At 61.2% G+C, this 16,392-nt stretch carries 13 protein-coding genes; 6 read left to right on the forward strand and 7 right to left on the reverse strand.

Translation table 11 applies throughout. From position 1 onward, the window contains the following. The first annotated feature begins 53 nt into the window (after nucleotides 1-53). Complete coding sequence (locus tag GXB78_RS23090; RefSeq protein WP_329517146.1) at nucleotides 54-875, forward strand: DUF2242 domain-containing protein; 822 nt, start codon at nucleotides 54-56, stop codon at nucleotides 873-875. Between the two features lie 442 nt (nucleotides 876-1,317). Here the strand turns inward: GXB78_RS23090 and GXB78_RS23095 are convergent, their stop codons facing one another. Both GXB78_RS23095 and GXB78_RS23100 read right to left on the reverse strand, forming a co-directional pair. After that, on the reverse strand, nucleotides 1,318-2,358 hold the full coding sequence (locus GXB78_RS23095; protein ID WP_329517147.1) for an AraC family transcriptional regulator: 1,041 nt from the start codon (nucleotides 2,356-2,358) through the stop codon (nucleotides 1,318-1,320). 3 nt (nucleotides 2,359-2,361) lie between these two features. After that, entirely contained in the window at nucleotides 2,362-3,492 is a 1,131-nt protein-coding gene (locus GXB78_RS23100; protein WP_329517148.1) for a nitrilase-related carbon-nitrogen hydrolase, read from the reverse strand. A 207-nt stretch (nucleotides 3,493-3,699) separates the two neighbouring features. Between GXB78_RS23100 and GXB78_RS23105 the strand changes: the two genes are divergently transcribed. The 3 genes from GXB78_RS23105 (at nucleotide 3,700) to GXB78_RS23115 (ending at nucleotide 7,938) form a co-directional block, all read left to right on the forward strand. Then, nucleotides 3,700-5,739, forward strand: coding sequence for an NADPH-dependent 2,4-dienoyl-CoA reductase (locus tag GXB78_RS23105; protein WP_329517149.1), 2,040 nt, complete (start codon nucleotides 3,700-3,702; stop codon nucleotides 5,737-5,739). 125 nt (nucleotides 5,740-5,864) lie between these two features. Then, nucleotides 5,865-6,800, forward strand: a complete 936-nt coding sequence (locus GXB78_RS23110) for a 1-aminocyclopropane-1-carboxylate deaminase/D-cysteine desulfhydrase (RefSeq protein WP_329517150.1) — start codon at nucleotides 5,865-5,867, stop codon at nucleotides 6,798-6,800. A gap of 454 nt (nucleotides 6,801-7,254) precedes the next feature. Then, complete coding sequence (locus tag GXB78_RS23115; protein ID WP_329517151.1) at nucleotides 7,255-7,938, forward strand: hypothetical protein; 684 nt, start codon at nucleotides 7,255-7,257, stop codon at nucleotides 7,936-7,938. Nucleotides 7,939-8,026: 88 nt separating this feature from the next. On the opposite strand, the gene phnX is transcribed toward GXB78_RS23115, so the two are convergent. Together phnX and GXB78_RS23125 are read right to left on the reverse strand one after the other, a co-directional pair. Beyond that, the gene (phnX, locus tag GXB78_RS23120) at nucleotides 8,027-8,854 is read right to left on the reverse strand and encodes a phosphonoacetaldehyde hydrolase (RefSeq protein WP_329517152.1); all 828 of its coding nucleotides are present in this window, start codon (nucleotides 8,852-8,854) and stop codon (nucleotides 8,027-8,029) included. Nucleotides 8,855-8,996: 142 nt separating this feature from the next. Continuing rightward, nucleotides 8,997-10,106: a 2-aminoethylphosphonate--pyruvate transaminase gene (locus GXB78_RS23125; RefSeq protein ID WP_329517153.1), complete on the reverse strand. Its 1,110-nt coding sequence runs from the start codon at nucleotides 10,104-10,106 to the stop codon at nucleotides 8,997-8,999. Nucleotides 10,107-10,219: 113 nt separating this feature from the next. On the opposite strand from GXB78_RS23125, the gene GXB78_RS23130 reads away from it, so the two are divergent. Continuing rightward, the gene (locus GXB78_RS23130) at nucleotides 10,220-11,080 is read left to right on the forward strand and encodes a LysR substrate-binding domain-containing protein (protein ID WP_329517154.1); all 861 of its coding nucleotides are present in this window, start codon (nucleotides 10,220-10,222) and stop codon (nucleotides 11,078-11,080) included. A 77-nt stretch (nucleotides 11,081-11,157) separates the two neighbouring features. Here GXB78_RS23130 and GXB78_RS23135 read toward each other — a convergent pair whose 3' ends face one another. Next, nucleotides 11,158-12,552: a type VI secretion system Vgr family protein gene (locus GXB78_RS23135; protein WP_329517155.1), complete on the reverse strand. Its 1,395-nt coding sequence runs from the start codon at nucleotides 12,550-12,552 to the stop codon at nucleotides 11,158-11,160. Between the two features lie 221 nt (nucleotides 12,553-12,773). Between GXB78_RS23135 and GXB78_RS23140 the strand changes: the two genes are divergently transcribed. After that, nucleotides 12,774-13,478 carry a YebC/PmpR family DNA-binding transcriptional regulator gene (locus tag GXB78_RS23140; protein WP_016775324.1) on the forward strand — a complete coding sequence of 235 codons (705 nt, stop codon included), beginning with the start codon at nucleotides 12,774-12,776 and terminating at the stop codon, nucleotides 13,476-13,478. Nucleotides 13,479-13,604: 126 nt separating this feature from the next. On the opposite strand, the gene GXB78_RS23145 is transcribed toward GXB78_RS23140, so the two are convergent. Then, nucleotides 13,605-14,918: a leucine-rich repeat-containing protein kinase family protein gene (locus GXB78_RS23145; protein WP_329517156.1), complete on the reverse strand. Its 1,314-nt coding sequence runs from the start codon at nucleotides 14,916-14,918 to the stop codon at nucleotides 13,605-13,607. 225 nt (nucleotides 14,919-15,143) lie between these two features. After that, the gene (zapE, locus tag GXB78_RS23150; protein ID WP_329517157.1) at nucleotides 15,144-16,274 is read right to left on the reverse strand and encodes a cell division protein ZapE; all 1,131 of its coding nucleotides are present in this window, start codon (nucleotides 16,272-16,274) and stop codon (nucleotides 15,144-15,146) included. Nucleotides 16,275-16,392 lie beyond the last annotated feature (118 nt).

Raw genomic sequence — 16,392 nt, forward strand, 5'->3', positions numbered from 1 at the left:
GGCGGCGATCTGTTGCACAATACGCCCCGGACTGTTTTCCCTCAGGATGCTCAATGTTGATTTCCACTCCCATGCGTGTCGTCGGGCTGGCGCTTTTGTTGACTGCGGTAGCCGGTTGTTCGAAGGACAAGCCGATCTATGAGCATGAGAACTTCGATGACTCCGGCACCTTTTCGCGCAATTACCCGGTGACCGATACCGCCAGTTGCGAAGCGGCCCGGCGCGCGTTGCTCAGTCAGGGCTACATCATTACCAGCAGCGATCCGAAACTGGTCAGCGGTCACAAGAGTTTCCAGCAGACCGGCGAGACACACCTCGAGATCAGCTTCAACGTGGTCTGTGCCGAAGATGGCAGCGCCGGGCATCACGCGACGGTGTTCGCCAACGCCCTGCAGGACCGTTACGCGCTGAAGAAGACCAACAACTCGGCCAGCCTCGGGGTTGGGGTACTCGGCTCGGTGTCGATGCCGATCGGCTCTTCGGACGACTCGATGGTCAAGGTCGCCAGTGAGACCGTCACCGCGCAGAAGTTCTACGAACGTTTCTTCACCCTGGTCGAGCAATTCCTGCCGGCCGATGCGAAGAAAGCCGCGCATATCGAAGAAAAACCGAAAACCGACCTCGGCGTGCCGGAGCCAAAGGCCACGCCTGCACCGGCCGCTGCGCCGGCGGCGGAACCTGCACCGGCCCCGGTTGAAACCGCACCAGTGAGTTCCGAGCCGGTGGTTCCGCCAGCGGAGACAGCGCCGATCACCCCTGCGCCAGCGCCCGTTGAAGAGCCAGCGCCGGCCAGCGAAACCATCACGCCACCGACCAACCCGGATATTCCGCCACCGTCCGAGCCGATTCCGGCGATGCCTGCGTCCGGCCAGTAAGAAAACTCAGCGGAACCCTGTGGGAGCGAGCCTGCTCGCGAAGGCGGAGTGTCAGTCGACAGATTGTTAGACTGACCCACCGCCTTCGCGAGCAGGCTCGCTCCCACTGTGGTTTTCGGGTGGGCTTAAGATCTGGTTACATAGCCGCGACACCATCGTTGCGATAAATCCCCAATCACCTGCTACGTTTTATTCATGAAGGTCGCGTTTCACTTTTCCTTCACACGGGCACTTTATGCTCGGGGCACAGGTCGATTGATCAGGCCATTTTCACAGCGGGCGGTTTGGGGGATTTATACGATGGATGAGTATCAGGAAGAATTGCTCGAATACCAGGCCTTTGAGCTGGATCAACCAGAACCGGCTGACGACGCAACCGAGCTCTGAGCTTCAAGCTTCAAGCTTCAAGCTTCCGGCCTTACTCTCGCTTGCGGCTCACCGCTCACGCTCCCGAGCGGTAATTTCGTCGGGATTCGCCGGGCGTCTGCCCGCTCCAGCGTTTGAAGGCACGCTGGAAAGCTTCGGCTGAGGCAAAGCCCAGCAGGTAGGCGATTTCGCCGAACGCCAGTTCCGTGTCGCGGATGTAGGTCATCGCCAGGTCACGGCGTGTGTCATTGAGGATCGCGCGGAACTGCGTGCCTTCCTCGGCGAGTTTGCGCCGCAACGTCCAGGTTGGCAGTTTCAGGCGTGCCGCGACTTCTTCAAGATCCGGTTCGCGGCCGCCATTGAGCAACGGGCCGAGCAGTTGAGTGATGCGCTCGCGCAGGCTGCGGGTGCGGGTCAGTTGTTCCAGCTCGCGCTCACACAGTTGCAGCAGATGTCGCCAGGTGCTCGGACAATGTTCGCGATTGCGCAGGGCGAGACTGTTCAGGCTCAGGCGCAGTTGATTGCGCTCGGCGCTGAACTGGATCGGGCAATCGCCGAGCACCGTGTAGGCGTCGCGATAATCTGGCGCTGCGAACTCGATTTCGATCCGTTCGGCGCGCAGCGTTTCGCCGCACAGGCTCGACAGCTGCTGCAGCCAGCCGGCGAGGATCGAGTCGACCACGAAGCGGTTATAGGCGTTGTAAGGGCTGATCGAGTAGAAGCGCAGCCAGGCGCCATTGGCGTCTTCGTGGAAACTGGATTGCCCGCGATAGTTCGAGCCGTAAAGCGGTTCGAAGCGAGTCAGGCAGCGGGCAGCTTCGCGCACAGTCGGCGCTTGCGCGGCGGTGATGCCGGCCAGACCTGCCTGATTCAAGCGGATCATCTGCCCCATCCGCAGGCCGAGGGCCGGATCGCCGGTGAGTTGAATCGCCGCGTGGCCCAGGCGCATGTAACGCGGGATCGACAAGCGTGCGCCGGCCTCCGCCAGCCGCGCGGTATCGAGGCCGTATTGCTCGAGCAGAGGCAGTGGGTCGGCGCCGTGGCTATGCACGGCATCGGCCAGACTATGGACGAAGCCCACCGACAGATCCCCGAGGCGCATCGGCTGCGGCTTCATGGTTTACAGCCAAACGTTCAGCAAGCGCGCACCACGGGCCTCGCCATCGGCGAACTGTTGGCCATTGCTGCTGAGGAAGCTTCTGCCGGTACTCGGTTTATCCCAGAACTGCCCGCGCATGAATACACTGACGCCGGCAATCGCGCGGCTGCTCGGCGGTTGCGCGGTGAGAGTCAGTCGATGCCAGGCCTGGCCTTCGCTGAGGTCGCCGGGCTTGAGGCTGACCGACCCCGGCGTGCTCGAACCTTTGTAGCCGCGCCACGGTTTGTCCCAGGCACCTTGGCCTATGACCTGCGCCGGCACGGCCACCAATTGCGCGCCTTGTTCGTCGAGGGTGCGGTAGTTGCCGGGATACCAGCTGTCACTGCCGATCAGGATGCCCAAACGTCCGGCCGGGGTGTCGACGACCTGTATGGCGTGTTTGTCTTCGGCCTGAATGACGCCCTGCTGATCGAAGATCGGGTGCATCTGCCGTTGCGGCTGGCCCAGCGGTGCGCCGTCGCGACCGAAGACCACGCTGCTGTTGTACAGAGCGCCGCTACCGGGCTTGAGCCGGCCGTCGCGGATGCTCGGCTCGGGCAGCACGATCGAACCGGCGACCAGGGTGACCTGAAACTCCTTGGCCAGACCGCCGAACAGTGCCTGATAATCCTTGGCCATGGTCTTCGCTTTCATCCGCAGATAAGCATCGTCCAGACGTTGCTCGCCCTTGGCCCGCAACCACGCGCGGGCGAACAGCAGCGGGTTGCTTGCCGCCAGCCAGTTCATCGCTTCAGCCAGGGTCGGCGCTTGATACAACTCGTCTTTTTCGCCGCTGATCATCAGCCAGGTGCCGATGTGCTCGGGCAACACCACCACGGTTTTTTCGTTGAGCAAGCCTTGCTCGCGGGCTTGCTGAAGATAAGCCGCGAGTTTGCGGTGCAGGCGTGCGGAGCTTTGGTAATCGGTCGGGAACAGTTCGGGCTGGATGCCGAGCAGAGTGCCACGGTCGGCGGGCTTGCCCTGATCGACGGCGAGCTTGATGCGCAGGTCCGACAGGTAATGCCCCGCCGGCCGGTCCGCCGCCCACATGGCATAGGTGGTCAGGGCGGCAACGAGGGCCATGGAGAAAAACAGGTACAGAAGTTTGCGCATGAAAACCAACAACAGCCGGGTACAGGATGTGACGACTAGGGTAGGGCCCATGGCCCGGGTTGCCAAGGGGCGCTGCGCATTTGGATCAATAACTTGTCAGTTACGGTCATTGAGTGACAGCGGTGCGACTCTTAGTCTGTTGAACATGACTGACGGGGGACGCAGAGCTCCCGCAACTTTCCGTGATCGCTCGTTGTGGAGTTACCGATGACCGCCGCTCATTACCCGCATTTGCTGGCCCCGCTGGACCTGGGATTCACCACGCTGCGCAACCGCACCCTGATGGGCTCGATGCACACTGGCCTGGAAGAAAAGCCGGGTGGCTTCGAACGCATGGCGGCGTACTTTGCCGAACGTGCCCGTGGCGGTGTCGGCCTGATGGTCACCGGCGGTATCGGCCCGAATGATGAGGGCGGCGTCTATTCCGGCGCGGCCAAACTGACCAACGAAGAAGAAGCGCTCAAGCACCGCATCGTGACCCGCGCCGTGCACGAGGCCGGCGGCAAGATCTGCATGCAGATTCTCCATGCTGGTCGTTATGCCTACAGTCCGAAACAGGTAGCACCGAGCGCGATCCAGGCGCCGATCAACCCGTTCAAGCCCAAAGAGCTGGACGAAGAGGGCATCGAAAAGCAGATCAGCGATTTCGTCACCTGTTCGGTACTGGCGCAGTCTGCCGAATACGACGGCGTCGAGATCATGGGTTCGGAAGGGTATTTCATTAACCAGTTCCTCGCTGCCCACACCAACCACCGCACCGACCGCTGGGGCGGCAGTTACGAAAACCGCATGCGCCTGCCGGTGGAAATCGTCCGTCGTGTGCGTGAGGCGGTCGGGCCGAATTTCATCATCATCTTCCGCCTGTCGATGCTCGATCTGGTCGAAGGTGGCAGCACCTGGGATGAAATCGTCACGCTGGCCAAAGCCATCGAACAGGCGGGCGCGACCATCATCAATACCGGTATCGGCTGGCACGAAGCGCGGATTCCGACCATCGCCACCAAGGTGCCGCGTGCGGCGTTCAGCAAGGTTACGGCCAAGTTGCGCGGCTCGGTGAGCATTCCGCTGATCACTACCAACCGCATCAATACCCCGGAAATCGCCGAGCAAATCCTCGCCGAAGGCGATGCCGACATGGTCTCGATGGCGCGACCGTTCCTCGCCGATCCGGAGTTCGTCAACAAGGCCGCCGCAGGCCGAGCCGACGAAATCAACACCTGCATCGGCTGCAACCAGGCGTGCCTCGATCATACCTTTGGCGGCAAACTGACCACGTGCCTGGTCAACCCGCGCGCCTGTTATGAGACTGAGCTCAACTACCTGCCGGTGCAGCAGATCAAGAAAATTGCCGTGGTCGGTGCCGGCCCTGCCGGATTGTCCGCCGCCACCGTGGCCGCCGAGCGCGGTCATCAGGTCACGCTGTTCGATTCGGCCAGCGAGATCGGTGGCCAATTCAATATCGCCAAGCGCGTGCCGGGCAAGGAAGAGTTTTTCGAAACCCTGCGCTACTTCAAGCGCAAGTTGCAGACCACGAATGTCGAGGTGTGCCTGAACACCCGAGTCGACGTGACAAAACTGGTTGAAGGCGGTTACGACGAAATCATTCTCGCCACCGGTATTGCCCCGCGCGTGCCGGCGATTCCGGGTGTCGAGAATGCCAAGGTACTGAGTTATCTGGACGTGATCCTCGAGCGCAAGCCGGTCGGCAAGCGCGTCGCGGTGATCGGTGCGGGTGGTATCGGTTTTGACGTGTCGGAATTCCTCGTCCATCAAGGCGTGGCCACCAGCCTGGATCGCGCGGCGTTCTGGAAAGAGTGGGGCATCGACACGCAACTGGAAGCCCGTGGTGGTGTGGCCGGAATCAAACCGGCAGCCCATGCGCCGGCCCGTGAGGTGTTTCTGTTGCAGCGCAAGAAAACCAAGGTTGGCGACGGCCTCGGCAAAACCACCGGCTGGATTCATCGCACCGGTCTGAAGAACAAGCAGGTGCAGATGCTCAACAGCGTCGAATACCTGAGCATCGATGATCAGGGCTTGCATATCCGCATCGGCGAAACCGGCGAGCCGCAATTGCTGGCGGTGGACAACATCGTGATTTGTGCAGGGCAGGATCCGTTGCGTGAGTTGCACGATGGTCTGGTCGAGGCCGGGCAGAACGTGCACTTGATCGGTGGCGCGGATGTTGCGGCAGAGCTGGATGCCAAGCGCGCGATCAATCAGGGATCGCGTCTGGCGGCTGAGTTGTAAACACATTCTGTAGGAGCAGCCGCAGGCTGCGATCTGTTGATCCTGAATTCAAAAGCAAGATCAAAAGATCGCAGCCTGCGGCAGCTCCTACTAGTATGTGGTCTTTTCCTGATTGCGCAGTGCCCATGCTTTTGCCTCCCGCCAACTGGCTACCCCAAGCCCCGCTCGAACCGCTCCGTCTGGACTGGCTGGCAAGCGCCGGCATCGAAGTCGCGATCCTGCGGCTGGACCGGATCCACCCGCTGATCAGCGGCAACAAGTGGTTCAAACTCGTCGAACACCTCAAAGCCGCCGAGCGTGCCGGCGCCGAGGGCATCATCAGCCTGGGCGGTGCGCATTCCAATCATCTGCATGCGCTGGCGGCGGCGGGCAAGCGCCTGGGGTTCAAAACCGTGGGACTGTTGCGCGGGCACCCGCAGGACACGCCGACGGTGCAGGATCTGCACGCATTCGGCATGCAGTTGCATTGGCTGGGTTACGCCGGCTATCGCGCGCGGCACCAAGCGGGATTCTGGACGCCGTGGCAGGCGCAGTATCCGACGTTGCACGCGGTGCCCGAGGGCGGTGGCCGATTGGCCGGCGCGCTGGGTTGCGCTGCGATCAGGCAGCAGGTCGAAGGGCAATTGGCCAAGCTGGGCTGGGATGATTTCGACGCCTGGTGGCTGGCCTGCGGCACCGGCACGACACTGGCCGGACTGGCGCTCGGCGAGAACGGCCAGCGCTCACTGTATGGCGCGCTGGCGGTGCCGGATGATCACGGCGTGGCGCCGAACATCGAGTCGATTATTGCGCAAGCCTGCGAGCCTGCGGCGGACTATCAACTGATCGACGCCAGCCGTGGTGGCTTCGCCAAGGTTGACCAGACGTTGCTGACCTTCATCGAACAGACCGAGCGAACCAGCGGCATCCCTTTCGAACCGCTGTACACCGGCAAGGCCTTGCTGGCGCTCAAGCAGCATGTCGAAGCGGGCGAATTCGCCAGAGGTACGCGGCTCGTCGTTGTGCATACCGGCGGCCTGCAAGGACGCAGAGTTTTCGACATGCATCCTGCGGGTCAATGAATTCTTGTGGCGAGGGAGCCTGATCCCGACCGGCGGCGCAAGCGTCGTCAACTAAACGCGCGATTATTCTGGCTGACAGCGCGCTCAGGTTTTGGCGCTGCTGCGCAGCCCAGCGGGAGCAAGCTCCCTCGCCACAGAGCTCAGCCGCGCTTGGGCATCATCTGCAGCAAGGTGTTATCGCGCACAACTAATGCTGATAAATGCCCCAGCCCATGCAGGCCGATCGGCGCGCATGATGTTTTTTGCAACGAAGAAAATCTGCAGTGCCAGGATCTGCATCTCTAGTTGCCTGAAAGTTGTTTTTTTTATGCGTTCGCGTTCGGCGTAACTTCATGTTGTTTATATTTTGTCTTTGCTTTTTATTTGAACGGTTTGTTGTGCATGGCTATTGTCGGGTTGGCCCTTTAGTTGTTTATTAAAGATCAAAGCTGCATTTATCAATTTGAGTGTAAATATGAAAAGTCCGATCCCGAAGCCTCGTCCATCTATCACCACGGCAAAGCCAGTAGTTCCAACCAAACCGGTGGTGCCGACCAAGCCAGTAGCTCCGACCAAACCGGTTGTGCCGACCAAGCCAGTGGCGCCAACCAAACCGGTGGTGCCGACCAAACCAGTAGCGCCGACCAAGCCAGTGGTGCCAACCAAACCAGTAGCGCCGACCAAGCCAGCGGTGCCAACCAAACCAGTAGCCCCGACCAAACCGGTGGTGCCGACCAAGCCAGTAGCCCCAGCCAAACCGGTGGTGCCGACCCGGCCAGTGGCGCCGACCGCGCCAACTGAATCGAAGCGACCGCCAATGCCATGGCCGACGATCAACTTCAATGTCGACCCGGTGGCGTTGATCGCATTGATCCAGGCCGCCAAGGCAACAGCCAATGCTGACGGTTCGACCTCGCTACCCGACGGCAGTGTGATCGATGCTGATAAAACCTCGATCAAACGTCCCGACGGCATTATTCAGCATGCCGATGGCAGGGTTGAACATCCGAACGGGTTGATTGTCTGGCCGGATAATACAATTGAATATCCGGATGGGCGCATTGTTTGGGAAGACGGCACCGAGCAGTTACCTGATGGCAGTGTTAAATATCCAGATGGTCTGGCTTATGATGCGCAGGGTAATCTGGTTGCCAAGTAAAGTTTCAATACCGTAGTTGTATTTGTAATAAGCAAAAACAAAAACAACACCGCTGATAACTATCGATCAGCGGTGTTTTTTATGCACTTCAGGCGCTTTGCGGCATTTCACCATTGGCCAGGCGCTTGTTGATGTCGGCGATCACTTCCGGCAAATCGCTGATGGTGTCGATCATGTAATGCGGGCGCGAACTTTCGAACAGCGTGTGAATGCGCTTGCGCTCGCTGGCCAGTTCATCGCTGCCCAGCGCGCGGAAATCTTCATAGTCCAGACCCAACGCATTGCCTGAGCAAATCAGCGCAACCGTCCACATCCCGGCCCGGCGACCTTCGAGAATGCCCGGCACGGTGTCGTCGATCTTCACGCACGCTGCAACATCGTCGATGCCCAGAGCGATCACGTTGGCCAAAGCTTGCGCCGGCCATGGGCGGCCGTTCGGCACTTCATCGGTGGCGACCACGTGGTCGGCGACGTAGCCGTTGCTGGCGGCGATTTCGACGACTCTGTCCATCACCGTTTTCGGGTAGCCGGAGCAGGAACCGATCTTGATCCCTTGCTCGCGCAGTCGAGCGATGGTGTCCAGCGCGCCGGGGATCAGTGCCGAGTGCTCGGCGATTTTCTCGATCTGCAGGGGCATGAAGCGATTGTAGATGGCGGTAACGTCATCGTCGGTTGGCGCGCGGCCGAACACTTTGCGATAACGCTCCGCCACCTGCGGCTGATCGCAGAGGGTGCGGATGTGATCCCACTTGCCCATGCCCATCGGCCCGCGGGCTTCTTCGATCGATACCTGGACGTCGAATTCGGCGAAGGCTTCGACGAAAATCTGCGTCGGCGCGAACGAGCCGAAATCGACCACGGTGCCGGCCCAGTCGAGGATCGCGCCTTGCAGCTTGTCTGGATTGGTGTAGTTCATGGCATGAATTCCTGATTTGAATATGAGATCAAAATGTGGGAGCGAGCCTGCTCGCGAAAGCGGTCTGACATCAGCATATGTGTCGCCTGGGACGACGCTTTCGCGAGCAGGCTCACTCCTACAAAGGGATTGGTGGTGAGGCTCAGATGTCGAGCACTTCCATCTCGCGCAGCACTTCACCCACCGCTGCCACGGCCTGGCGCATTTCGTCCGGGGTGACGTGGCCGATGCAGCCGACGCGGAAGGTTTCGACTTGGGTCAGTTTGCCGGGGTAAAGGATGTAACCCTTGGCCTTGACCCGCTCGTAGAAGTCCTTGAACTGGTAACGCGGATCCTGCGGCGCATGGAAAGTCGCAATGATCGGCGCCTGAATCGCCGCCGGCAAAAAGCTGCGCAAGCCGATTTTGTTCATTTCTTCCATCAACGCCTGACAGTTGGCGGCATAACGCGCGTGCCGCGCCGGCAGGCCGCCTTCTTCGCTGTATTGCAGCAGCGCTTCGTGCAGCGCGGCGACGACGTGGGTCGGCGGGGTGAAGCGCCATTGTCCGGTTTTCATCATGTAGACATGCTGGTCGTACAGGTCCATCGCCAGCGAATGCGAGTTGCCAGCGGCTGCGGCCAGCGATTCCTTGCGGGCGAAGACAAAACCCATCCCCGGTACACCTTCCAGGCATTTGCCGGAGGCGGCGATCAGCGCATCGAACGGCACGTTTTGCGCATCCACCGGCAATGCGCCGAAGGAGCTCATGGCATCGATGATCAGGCGTTTACCGTGTTGCGCCACGACCTCGGCGATCTCCGCCAACGGATTGAGAATACCGGTGCTGGTTTCGCAGTGGATCAGCGCAACGTGAGTAATGTCAGCATCGGCGCGCAGCAAGCGGTCGACGTCGGCGGCGGTGGTCGGTTCGTCTTCGGCGGTTTCGAAGGTGCTGAAGGAGCGGCCGAGCACTTCGCAGATCTTCGCCAGACGCTTGCCGTACGCGCCGTTGATCAGCACGAGGATTTTGCCGTCGCGCGGTACCAGGGTGCCGATGGCCGCTTCGACGGCGAAAGTGCCGCTGCCCTGCAAAGGCACGCAATGGTGGCTGGCGGCGCCGTTGAGAATGGCCAGCAATTGCTCGCACAGGCTCGCCGTCAACTGGTTGAAGCGGTCATCCCACGAACCCCAGTCGACCAGCATGGCCTGACGGGTGCGGGCCGAAGTGGTCAACGGGCCGGGAGTGAGCAGAATCGGTGCGGCGGTACTCATTCGTGTGTCCTCGCGAAAACGCTTTGGGATGAAGCTACGGTGCCTACGTTGCAATTCGCCGTTGTATCAATCAAATTGTTTATTGTTATGCCAGCCATCAGTGAGGGTTATTCATGAATCTGTTTCAGCTGCGCGCCTTCGATGCCGTGGCCCGCGAAGGCAGCTTCACCCGCGCTGCTGCGCGGCTGTTCATCAGCCAGCCAGCAGTCACCGGGCACATCAAAGCGCTGGAGGAGCACTACCAGATCACCTTGCTGCGGCGCACCGCGCGACGGGTGGAATTGACCGAGGAGGGCACCAAACTGGCGGCGATCACTCGCGCCATGTTCGGCCTGGCGGAGGAAGCGCAGACTTTGCTCGAGGCCAATCGGCAGTTGTTGACCGGGCGTCTGGAGGTGGCGGCGGATGGGCCGCACATGGTCATGCCGATGCTCGCCAGCCTGCGCGCACGCTACCCGGGAATCACCGTGAACCTGCGCCTGGGCAATGCCCGGGAAACCCTGGCGGCGCTGTTGTCAGAGCACGCCGACGTTGCCGTGCTGACCGAGGTCGAGCCATGCAGGGGCCTGCATCTGCAAGCGCTGAGCGAGTCCCGGATCTGCGCGCTGGTGCCAGCAGCACATAAGTGGGCGACGCGCTCGGGGGAGGTGAAACTCAAGGAGTTGGACCAAGTGATCATGGTCTTGCGCGAGCCGAGTTCGATCACCCGACGCACGTTTGATCAGGCGTGTGCAGAGGCGTCGATTCAGCCACGGGTGTTGCTGGAGCTGGACAGCCGCGAGGCGGTGACCGAAGCGGTCGCGGCCGAGTTGGGCGTTGGTGTGGTGTCGTCGGTGGAAGTCAGCCATGACCCGCGCGTGGTGGCGATCCCGATTGCCGGGGCAGGGCTGACGAATCGGCACATGATCGGCTGTATGGAGCGGCGGCGCGAGTTGCGCTTGATTCACGCTTTCTTTGATCTGGCGCCAACCTGAATACCGAGGCGACTCCTTCGCGAGCAGGCTCGCTCCCACAGGTGCCCGCGCTTTGTAATGTGGGAGCGGGCCTGCGACTAGTGCTCGGCGCGGTTGCTCAGCCAGTCGAGCAACAGGCTGTCGCGCGCGGGCTCTGATTCGTACTCCGGCGGCTGGCGCGCATGGCCAAGGCATAGAATCGGTCGATCCGGATCGCTGTCGAGGAAACTCACCCAGACTTCGCTGCCGGCCCGCGGCAATTGGTCGACGGCGACGGCACCGTCGATTCGGCTCATGGCAATCGGTAGCCACAAGGCGTCGCTGTCGTTGCTTGGCTGACTGTCTGCGGGCCAGAGGATCACGGCGAGGCGGCCATTTTCATCTACTTGCGCGGGTTGTCCGGGCGCACCCGCCACCCGCGCCACGTGATAACCCGCAACATTCGGGCGCGGCTGTTTGAGTGGCGGGCGGAAATCGGCCGACCACGGCTGCGCGGTGAAGTCGTTGTGATAACGGTGCACGGTTGGCGCCGGATCAAGGATCGACGGGTGCTGCCCGTGGTGGCGCACGGCGCTGATCAGCCATTGTTCGTTGAAGTGATTGATCGGATGGTCTGCCACCAGCAGCAGTCGGCCGCTGAGCAGATCGCTGCAATCACTGCGTCCGTGAATCGAGCGTAATTGGCAGCGTTGCCGTTGCAGATGCCGCCTGCTGCGTTGCTCGGCGTACAGTCGTTCCGTTGATCGCGCTGGCGCTTGCAAGTCTGTCGAGGCTTCGTTGGCTGCTTCATCGATACAGGTCGGCTGACCGCGATTGCGTACCACATGCAGCATCGGCACCGGTGCCGCACGATGCTGTTGGTAGAGAACGCTGACGCAGGGCGAGGGTGGTTGCTCATCGGCGTTGAAAGGGATTTCGACCGGTTCCTGCGGCAGGCCCAGGCTGTCGTCGGCGAACACCACGACGTGCCCGTCTGGCCCGTGTTCGAAGTGATAGTGAATGCCTTCTTCTTCGCAGAGCCGCTGCAGCAGGGCCAGATCACTTTCGTCGTACTGAATGCAGAACGCCCGCGCCGGGTAGTGGCCGACGCTCATTTCGATGCGGTAGCTGTGCGTTGGCAGGGCATGTTCTTCGAGCAATTGTTGAATGATCTGCGGCGCGCTGAGGTGGGTAAACACGCGTCGTTCGGGCGCTTGCGCCAGTTGTTGCAGATGCGGCACCAGAATCAGCCGATAACCGATCCGATGGGTGCCGCGATGTTCGCAACTGGCGCTGCAAATGACGCCGTGGAAACCCTGCTGTTCGCTGAGGCGCAGAAAGGCTGGCCTGTGCAAAAAGGAACCCGGGGCGATGGCCGGGGCGAGGCCGAGCAATTCGATGTCGAAACGGTAGGGCTGGTTCAGCGCTTCCTCGCCGCGAAAGCGCACCACCGGCAGGCGCAATCCGCTGTCGGTCAGAGTAAGGGTGAACGGACTTTCCTTGTCATTGAACATTCGAGCAGGCCCTGTCAGGCGATACGGGGTTTCAAGGGTACGAAACCGTCAGGCTGAATGGTCATGTCAAAGGTGCTTTTCAGAATCCCCCTACATGCTTTGGTGAACATGTCGATTCGGCAGGCTGTTTTTTTGGTCGATTGCCGACTTTAGGCCGTATAAACTTGCCGCCACGCGTCGGCCAATAGATGTCTCGGCGCCACAGATCAAGAGAGTGAGTAATGGGCGCACAGTGGAAGGTTAAACACAAAGAAGCGGCAGCCAACGCCAAAGGGAAGATCTTCGGCAAACTGGTGAAGGAAATCACCATTGCTGCGCGCAACGGTGCCGATACCGCCACCAACGCACACCTGCGTCTGGTGGTCGAACAGGCGAAGAAAGCCTCGATGCCAAAAGAAACCCTCGATCGCGCGATCAAGAAAGGCGCCGGTCTGCTGGGTGAAACCGTGCAATACCATCGCGTGACCTACGAAGGCTTCGCCCCGCATCAGGTGCCGCTGATCGTCGAATGCGTGACCGACAACATCAACCGCACCGTCGCCGAAATCCGCGTGGCGTTCCGCAAGGGCCAGTTGGGCGCTTCCGGTTCGGTGGCGTGGATGTTCAACCACGTCGGCATGATCGAAGCCGCGCCGGACAGCCCGGATGCCGATCCGGAAATGGCCGCGATCGAAGCCGGTGCCCAGGATTTCGAACCGGGTGAAGAGGGCGCGACGCTGTTTCTCACCGATCCGACCGACCTCGACGCCGTGCAGAAGGCCCTTCCGGAACAAGGCTTCACCGTGCTCTCGGCCAAGCTCGGCTACCAGCCGAAGAACCCGGTCAGCGGTTTGAGCGACGAGCAGATGGCTGAAGTCGAAGCGTTCCTTGAAGGCCTGGACAACCATGATGATGTGCAGGACATGTTTGTCGGTCTGGCTGGCTGATCAGCTGCTGCATTGACCTGTGGCGAGGGAGCTTGCTCCCGCTCGGCTGCGCAGCAGTCGTCGCTTTTTCGGGACGGCTTCGCCATCCAGCGGGAGCAAGCTCCCTCGCCACAGTGTTCGTCTCCGTCAGTGATCTTGCAGAAGCTCTATCACTTCGCTGAATGCCGGGCGTCCCAAAACATCCGCCTGACAGCAGCGCCGCTCCAGCGCTTCCAATGCCAAGCGCCGCTCTGTACTCAACCCCGAGTCGACACGCGCAAGCAGCTCCCCCAACAACACGCCGAACGCGCGCACTTCCAGCCGTTGCAACGCGCGAGTCTGCGCATCATCGGTGGTGGCATGAAACGACGCCGCGCCGAAATCCCCCAGCAGGCAATCGCCCCGATCGTTCAACAGAATGTTGTGACCGTAGAGATCGCCGTGGGTGATGCCTTGCCGATGCAAGTGCTGCGCCGCCGAAGCGATGCCCCTGGCGATGCGCGAGGCAACGTCCGCGGAGAACCGGCAATCCTCGGCATAAACATCCCGCGAGCACGAGTCCAGGCTCGGCAAGCCGGCGAGATTGCCGAAGCTCGGATCAATCAGTTGCATTACCAGCCCCTGCTGTTTATCGGGATGGCCGCTGATGCGCCCTTCGACGCGGATCAGGTTCGGGTGAAGGCCTGCGGTGATGCAGGCGTTCATCTCATGCAACGGCGAACCGTCGCTGGTCATCTCGCCTTTGTACAACTTCACCGCAACCGCTTGCGCCGTGCCATCGTCACGCTGCCAGATCGCCCGGGAAATCACCCCGGAGGCACCTTCGCCCAGTTGCTGTTCCAGGCGCAGCGCCGACCAGTCGATCAGCGGCGTGGCCTCAAGGGCATCGGCATTGGCTTCGGTTTCCAGCGGATTGCCGGCGTAGGCCAACCACGTCAGGCTCGGCAAGGTCAGCAGCCACTGCGGCAGTTCGCTGAGTTGGTTGGCAGCGATGCGCAGCAATTCCAGCCGATGGCAGTGACGCAGGGAGTCTGGCAGCGTTTGCAGGCGATTGCCGGCGAGCATGAGCTTCTGCAAAGCCGGGCGTTCGCCGAGTTCGCTCGGCAGGCTTTCGATGCGGTTGTCAGTGAGGATCAGCCAGCGCAGCTGTGGCGGCAGGGCGGCACCGGGCACCGTGACGATGTGGTTGGCCTTGAAGCCGACCATCGTCAGCGCCGCGCACTGGCCGAGGCAGGCCGGCAGTTCGCTGAACTGGTTGTCGGAGCAGAACAGCACGCGCAGGCGGGTCAGGCGATGCAGATCATCGGGCAGGCTGGATAACGCGTTGCCGCTGAGGTTGAGCACTTCCAGCGTGTCGGCCAGTTGGAAAATTTCCCGGGGGAATTCGGTCAGCCCGCAAGACAGGTCGAGGCGGGTAATGCCAGACAGCTCGCCGGCGCGCAGTTGAGCAAGGGTGTGCATGTTTGGTTTCGCTATTGATCGGTGGAGCGACGCGGGGGCGCTGAGGATGGGCGACATGATAACGGTAAAGCAATATCCGGTTTATCTGGTATTGAAGTTGGCCCGGGACCTGTGGGAGCGAGCCTGCTCGCGAAAGCGGTATGTCAGTCAGAATTTATGTAACTGATACACCGCTTTCGCGAGCAGGCTCGCTCCACAGGGTTCGCTTCCACAAGGTGCGGCACGTCAGGAGGGAGCGTGGATTTCCTGCAACTGCCCCAACCGGCTGCGCGTGCGCGCCAGGTCGATGGCGTGGCCTTCCAGGCTCTGGCCCAGCGGCAGTTGGCCGAGCAGGGTCAGATGTTTGTCCTGATCGTAGAGCACGTCGATCAAATTGATGAAGCGCTGCTGCACAGCGATCGGACACTCGCCGAGCTGCGGCAGGTCATCGATGATCCACTGGTCGAAACGCTGGCACAGCTGCAGGTAATCCATCACTGCCGTCGGCTGCTCGCACAGATCATTGAAGGTGAACGCGACTTTTCGGCCCTCGCACAAGCGCGCCAGCAACTGGCGTTTGCCAACCTCGAGGGCAAGGGCAGGCGCATCGGCTGGCGGCAGGTTGAGAGCCTGGCGCTGAGCCGACGTGGCCGGCCACACGTAATGTCCCTGGGTAAACACCTGATGCGTATGCTGGCGGTTGAGCGTGCGGTAATCGTGGGCGCCGCCGACTTCCATCACCTGCATGCGCGTGTTGATCAACTCAATCACCGGTTTGAAGCGCGCGTGATAGAGCGGATTGGGCAGCAGACCTTCAGGTGCGTAGTTGGAGGTCACCAGCAGCATGATTTTCCGTTTGAACAGGGCCTTGAACAGACGCGTGATCAGCATCGCATCGCCGATGTCGTGCACGTGAAACTCGTCGAAACACAGCACCTGACAATCTTCGAGCAGCTCGTCCAGGGTGATTTCCAGCGCGTCTTCCTGCTGGCGATGACGGAACATGCCGTCATGCAGTCGGGCGAAGAACTGATGGAAATGCAAGCGACGTTTGCGGGTGATCGGCAGTGCCTGGAAGAAGCCGTCGAGCAACCAGCTCTTGCCGCGCCCGACGGCGCCGTACAGGTACAGACTCGGCGGCGTGTGGCCGCTGTCGCCCAACAGAACGCTGGCCTGCTGCGCCATGCAGTCGATGACTTGCTGCTGGCTGCGGCTGAGGGTGTAGCCCTGACTGTGGGCCTTGTCGCGGAAGTAATCGCGGATGCTCGCGGCATGAGCGTCGTGCCCGGCGCTGGCGGGCAGGCCTTTGCCGAACAGGCGGCGCAGCAACGGCCAGCGTTGGCTCAGTCGTGATCGTTTCGGCGTTCGGGCGGGCACGCGGCACAGGCTCCTGGTTGATTGGGCGCGCCCCACCGGGAGCGCGGTGGCCCCAGTGTAACCAGAGCTCGGGCGCTGGCTCCATGAAATATGTACATGGTCCCCCTGTAGGAGCTGA

It is taken from the genome of Pseudomonas moraviensis subsp. stanleyae, assembly GCF_036283065.1.
Lineage (GTDB): Bacteria > Pseudomonadota > Gammaproteobacteria > Pseudomonadales > Pseudomonadaceae > Aquipseudomonas > Aquipseudomonas stanleyae.

Bases quoted from the DNA above. Each gene is read 5' to 3' on its own strand.
- GXB78_RS23090 (WP_329517146.1), top strand. From the start codon at position 54: ATGTTGATTTCCACTCCCATGCGTGTCGTCGGGCTGGCGCTTTTGTTG.
- GXB78_RS23095 (WP_329517147.1), bottom strand. From the start codon at position 2,358: ATGAAGCCGCAGCCGATGCGCCTCGGGGATCTGTCGGTGGGCTTCGTC.
- GXB78_RS23100 (WP_329517148.1), bottom strand. From the start codon at position 3,492: ATGCGCAAACTTCTGTACCTGTTTTTCTCCATGGCCCTCGTTGCCGCC.
- GXB78_RS23105 (WP_329517149.1), top strand. From the start codon at position 3,700: ATGACCGCCGCTCATTACCCGCATTTGCTGGCCCCGCTGGACCTGGGA.
- GXB78_RS23110 (WP_329517150.1), top strand. From the start codon at position 5,865: ATGCTTTTGCCTCCCGCCAACTGGCTACCCCAAGCCCCGCTCGAACCG.
- GXB78_RS23115 (WP_329517151.1), top strand. From the start codon at position 7,255: ATGAAAAGTCCGATCCCGAAGCCTCGTCCATCTATCACCACGGCAAAG.
- phnX (WP_329517152.1), bottom strand. From the start codon at position 8,854: ATGAACTACACCAATCCAGACAAGCTGCAAGGCGCGATCCTCGACTGG.
- GXB78_RS23125 (WP_329517153.1), bottom strand. From the start codon at position 10,106: ATGAGTACCGCCGCACCGATTCTGCTCACTCCCGGCCCGTTGACCACT.
- GXB78_RS23130 (WP_329517154.1), top strand. From the start codon at position 10,220: ATGAATCTGTTTCAGCTGCGCGCCTTCGATGCCGTGGCCCGCGAAGGC.
- GXB78_RS23135 (WP_329517155.1), bottom strand. From the start codon at position 12,552: ATGTTCAATGACAAGGAAAGTCCGTTCACCCTTACTCTGACCGACAGC.
- GXB78_RS23140 (WP_016775324.1), top strand. From the start codon at position 12,774: ATGGGCGCACAGTGGAAGGTTAAACACAAAGAAGCGGCAGCCAACGCC.
- GXB78_RS23145 (WP_329517156.1), bottom strand. From the start codon at position 14,918: ATGCACACCCTTGCTCAACTGCGCGCCGGCGAGCTGTCTGGCATTACC.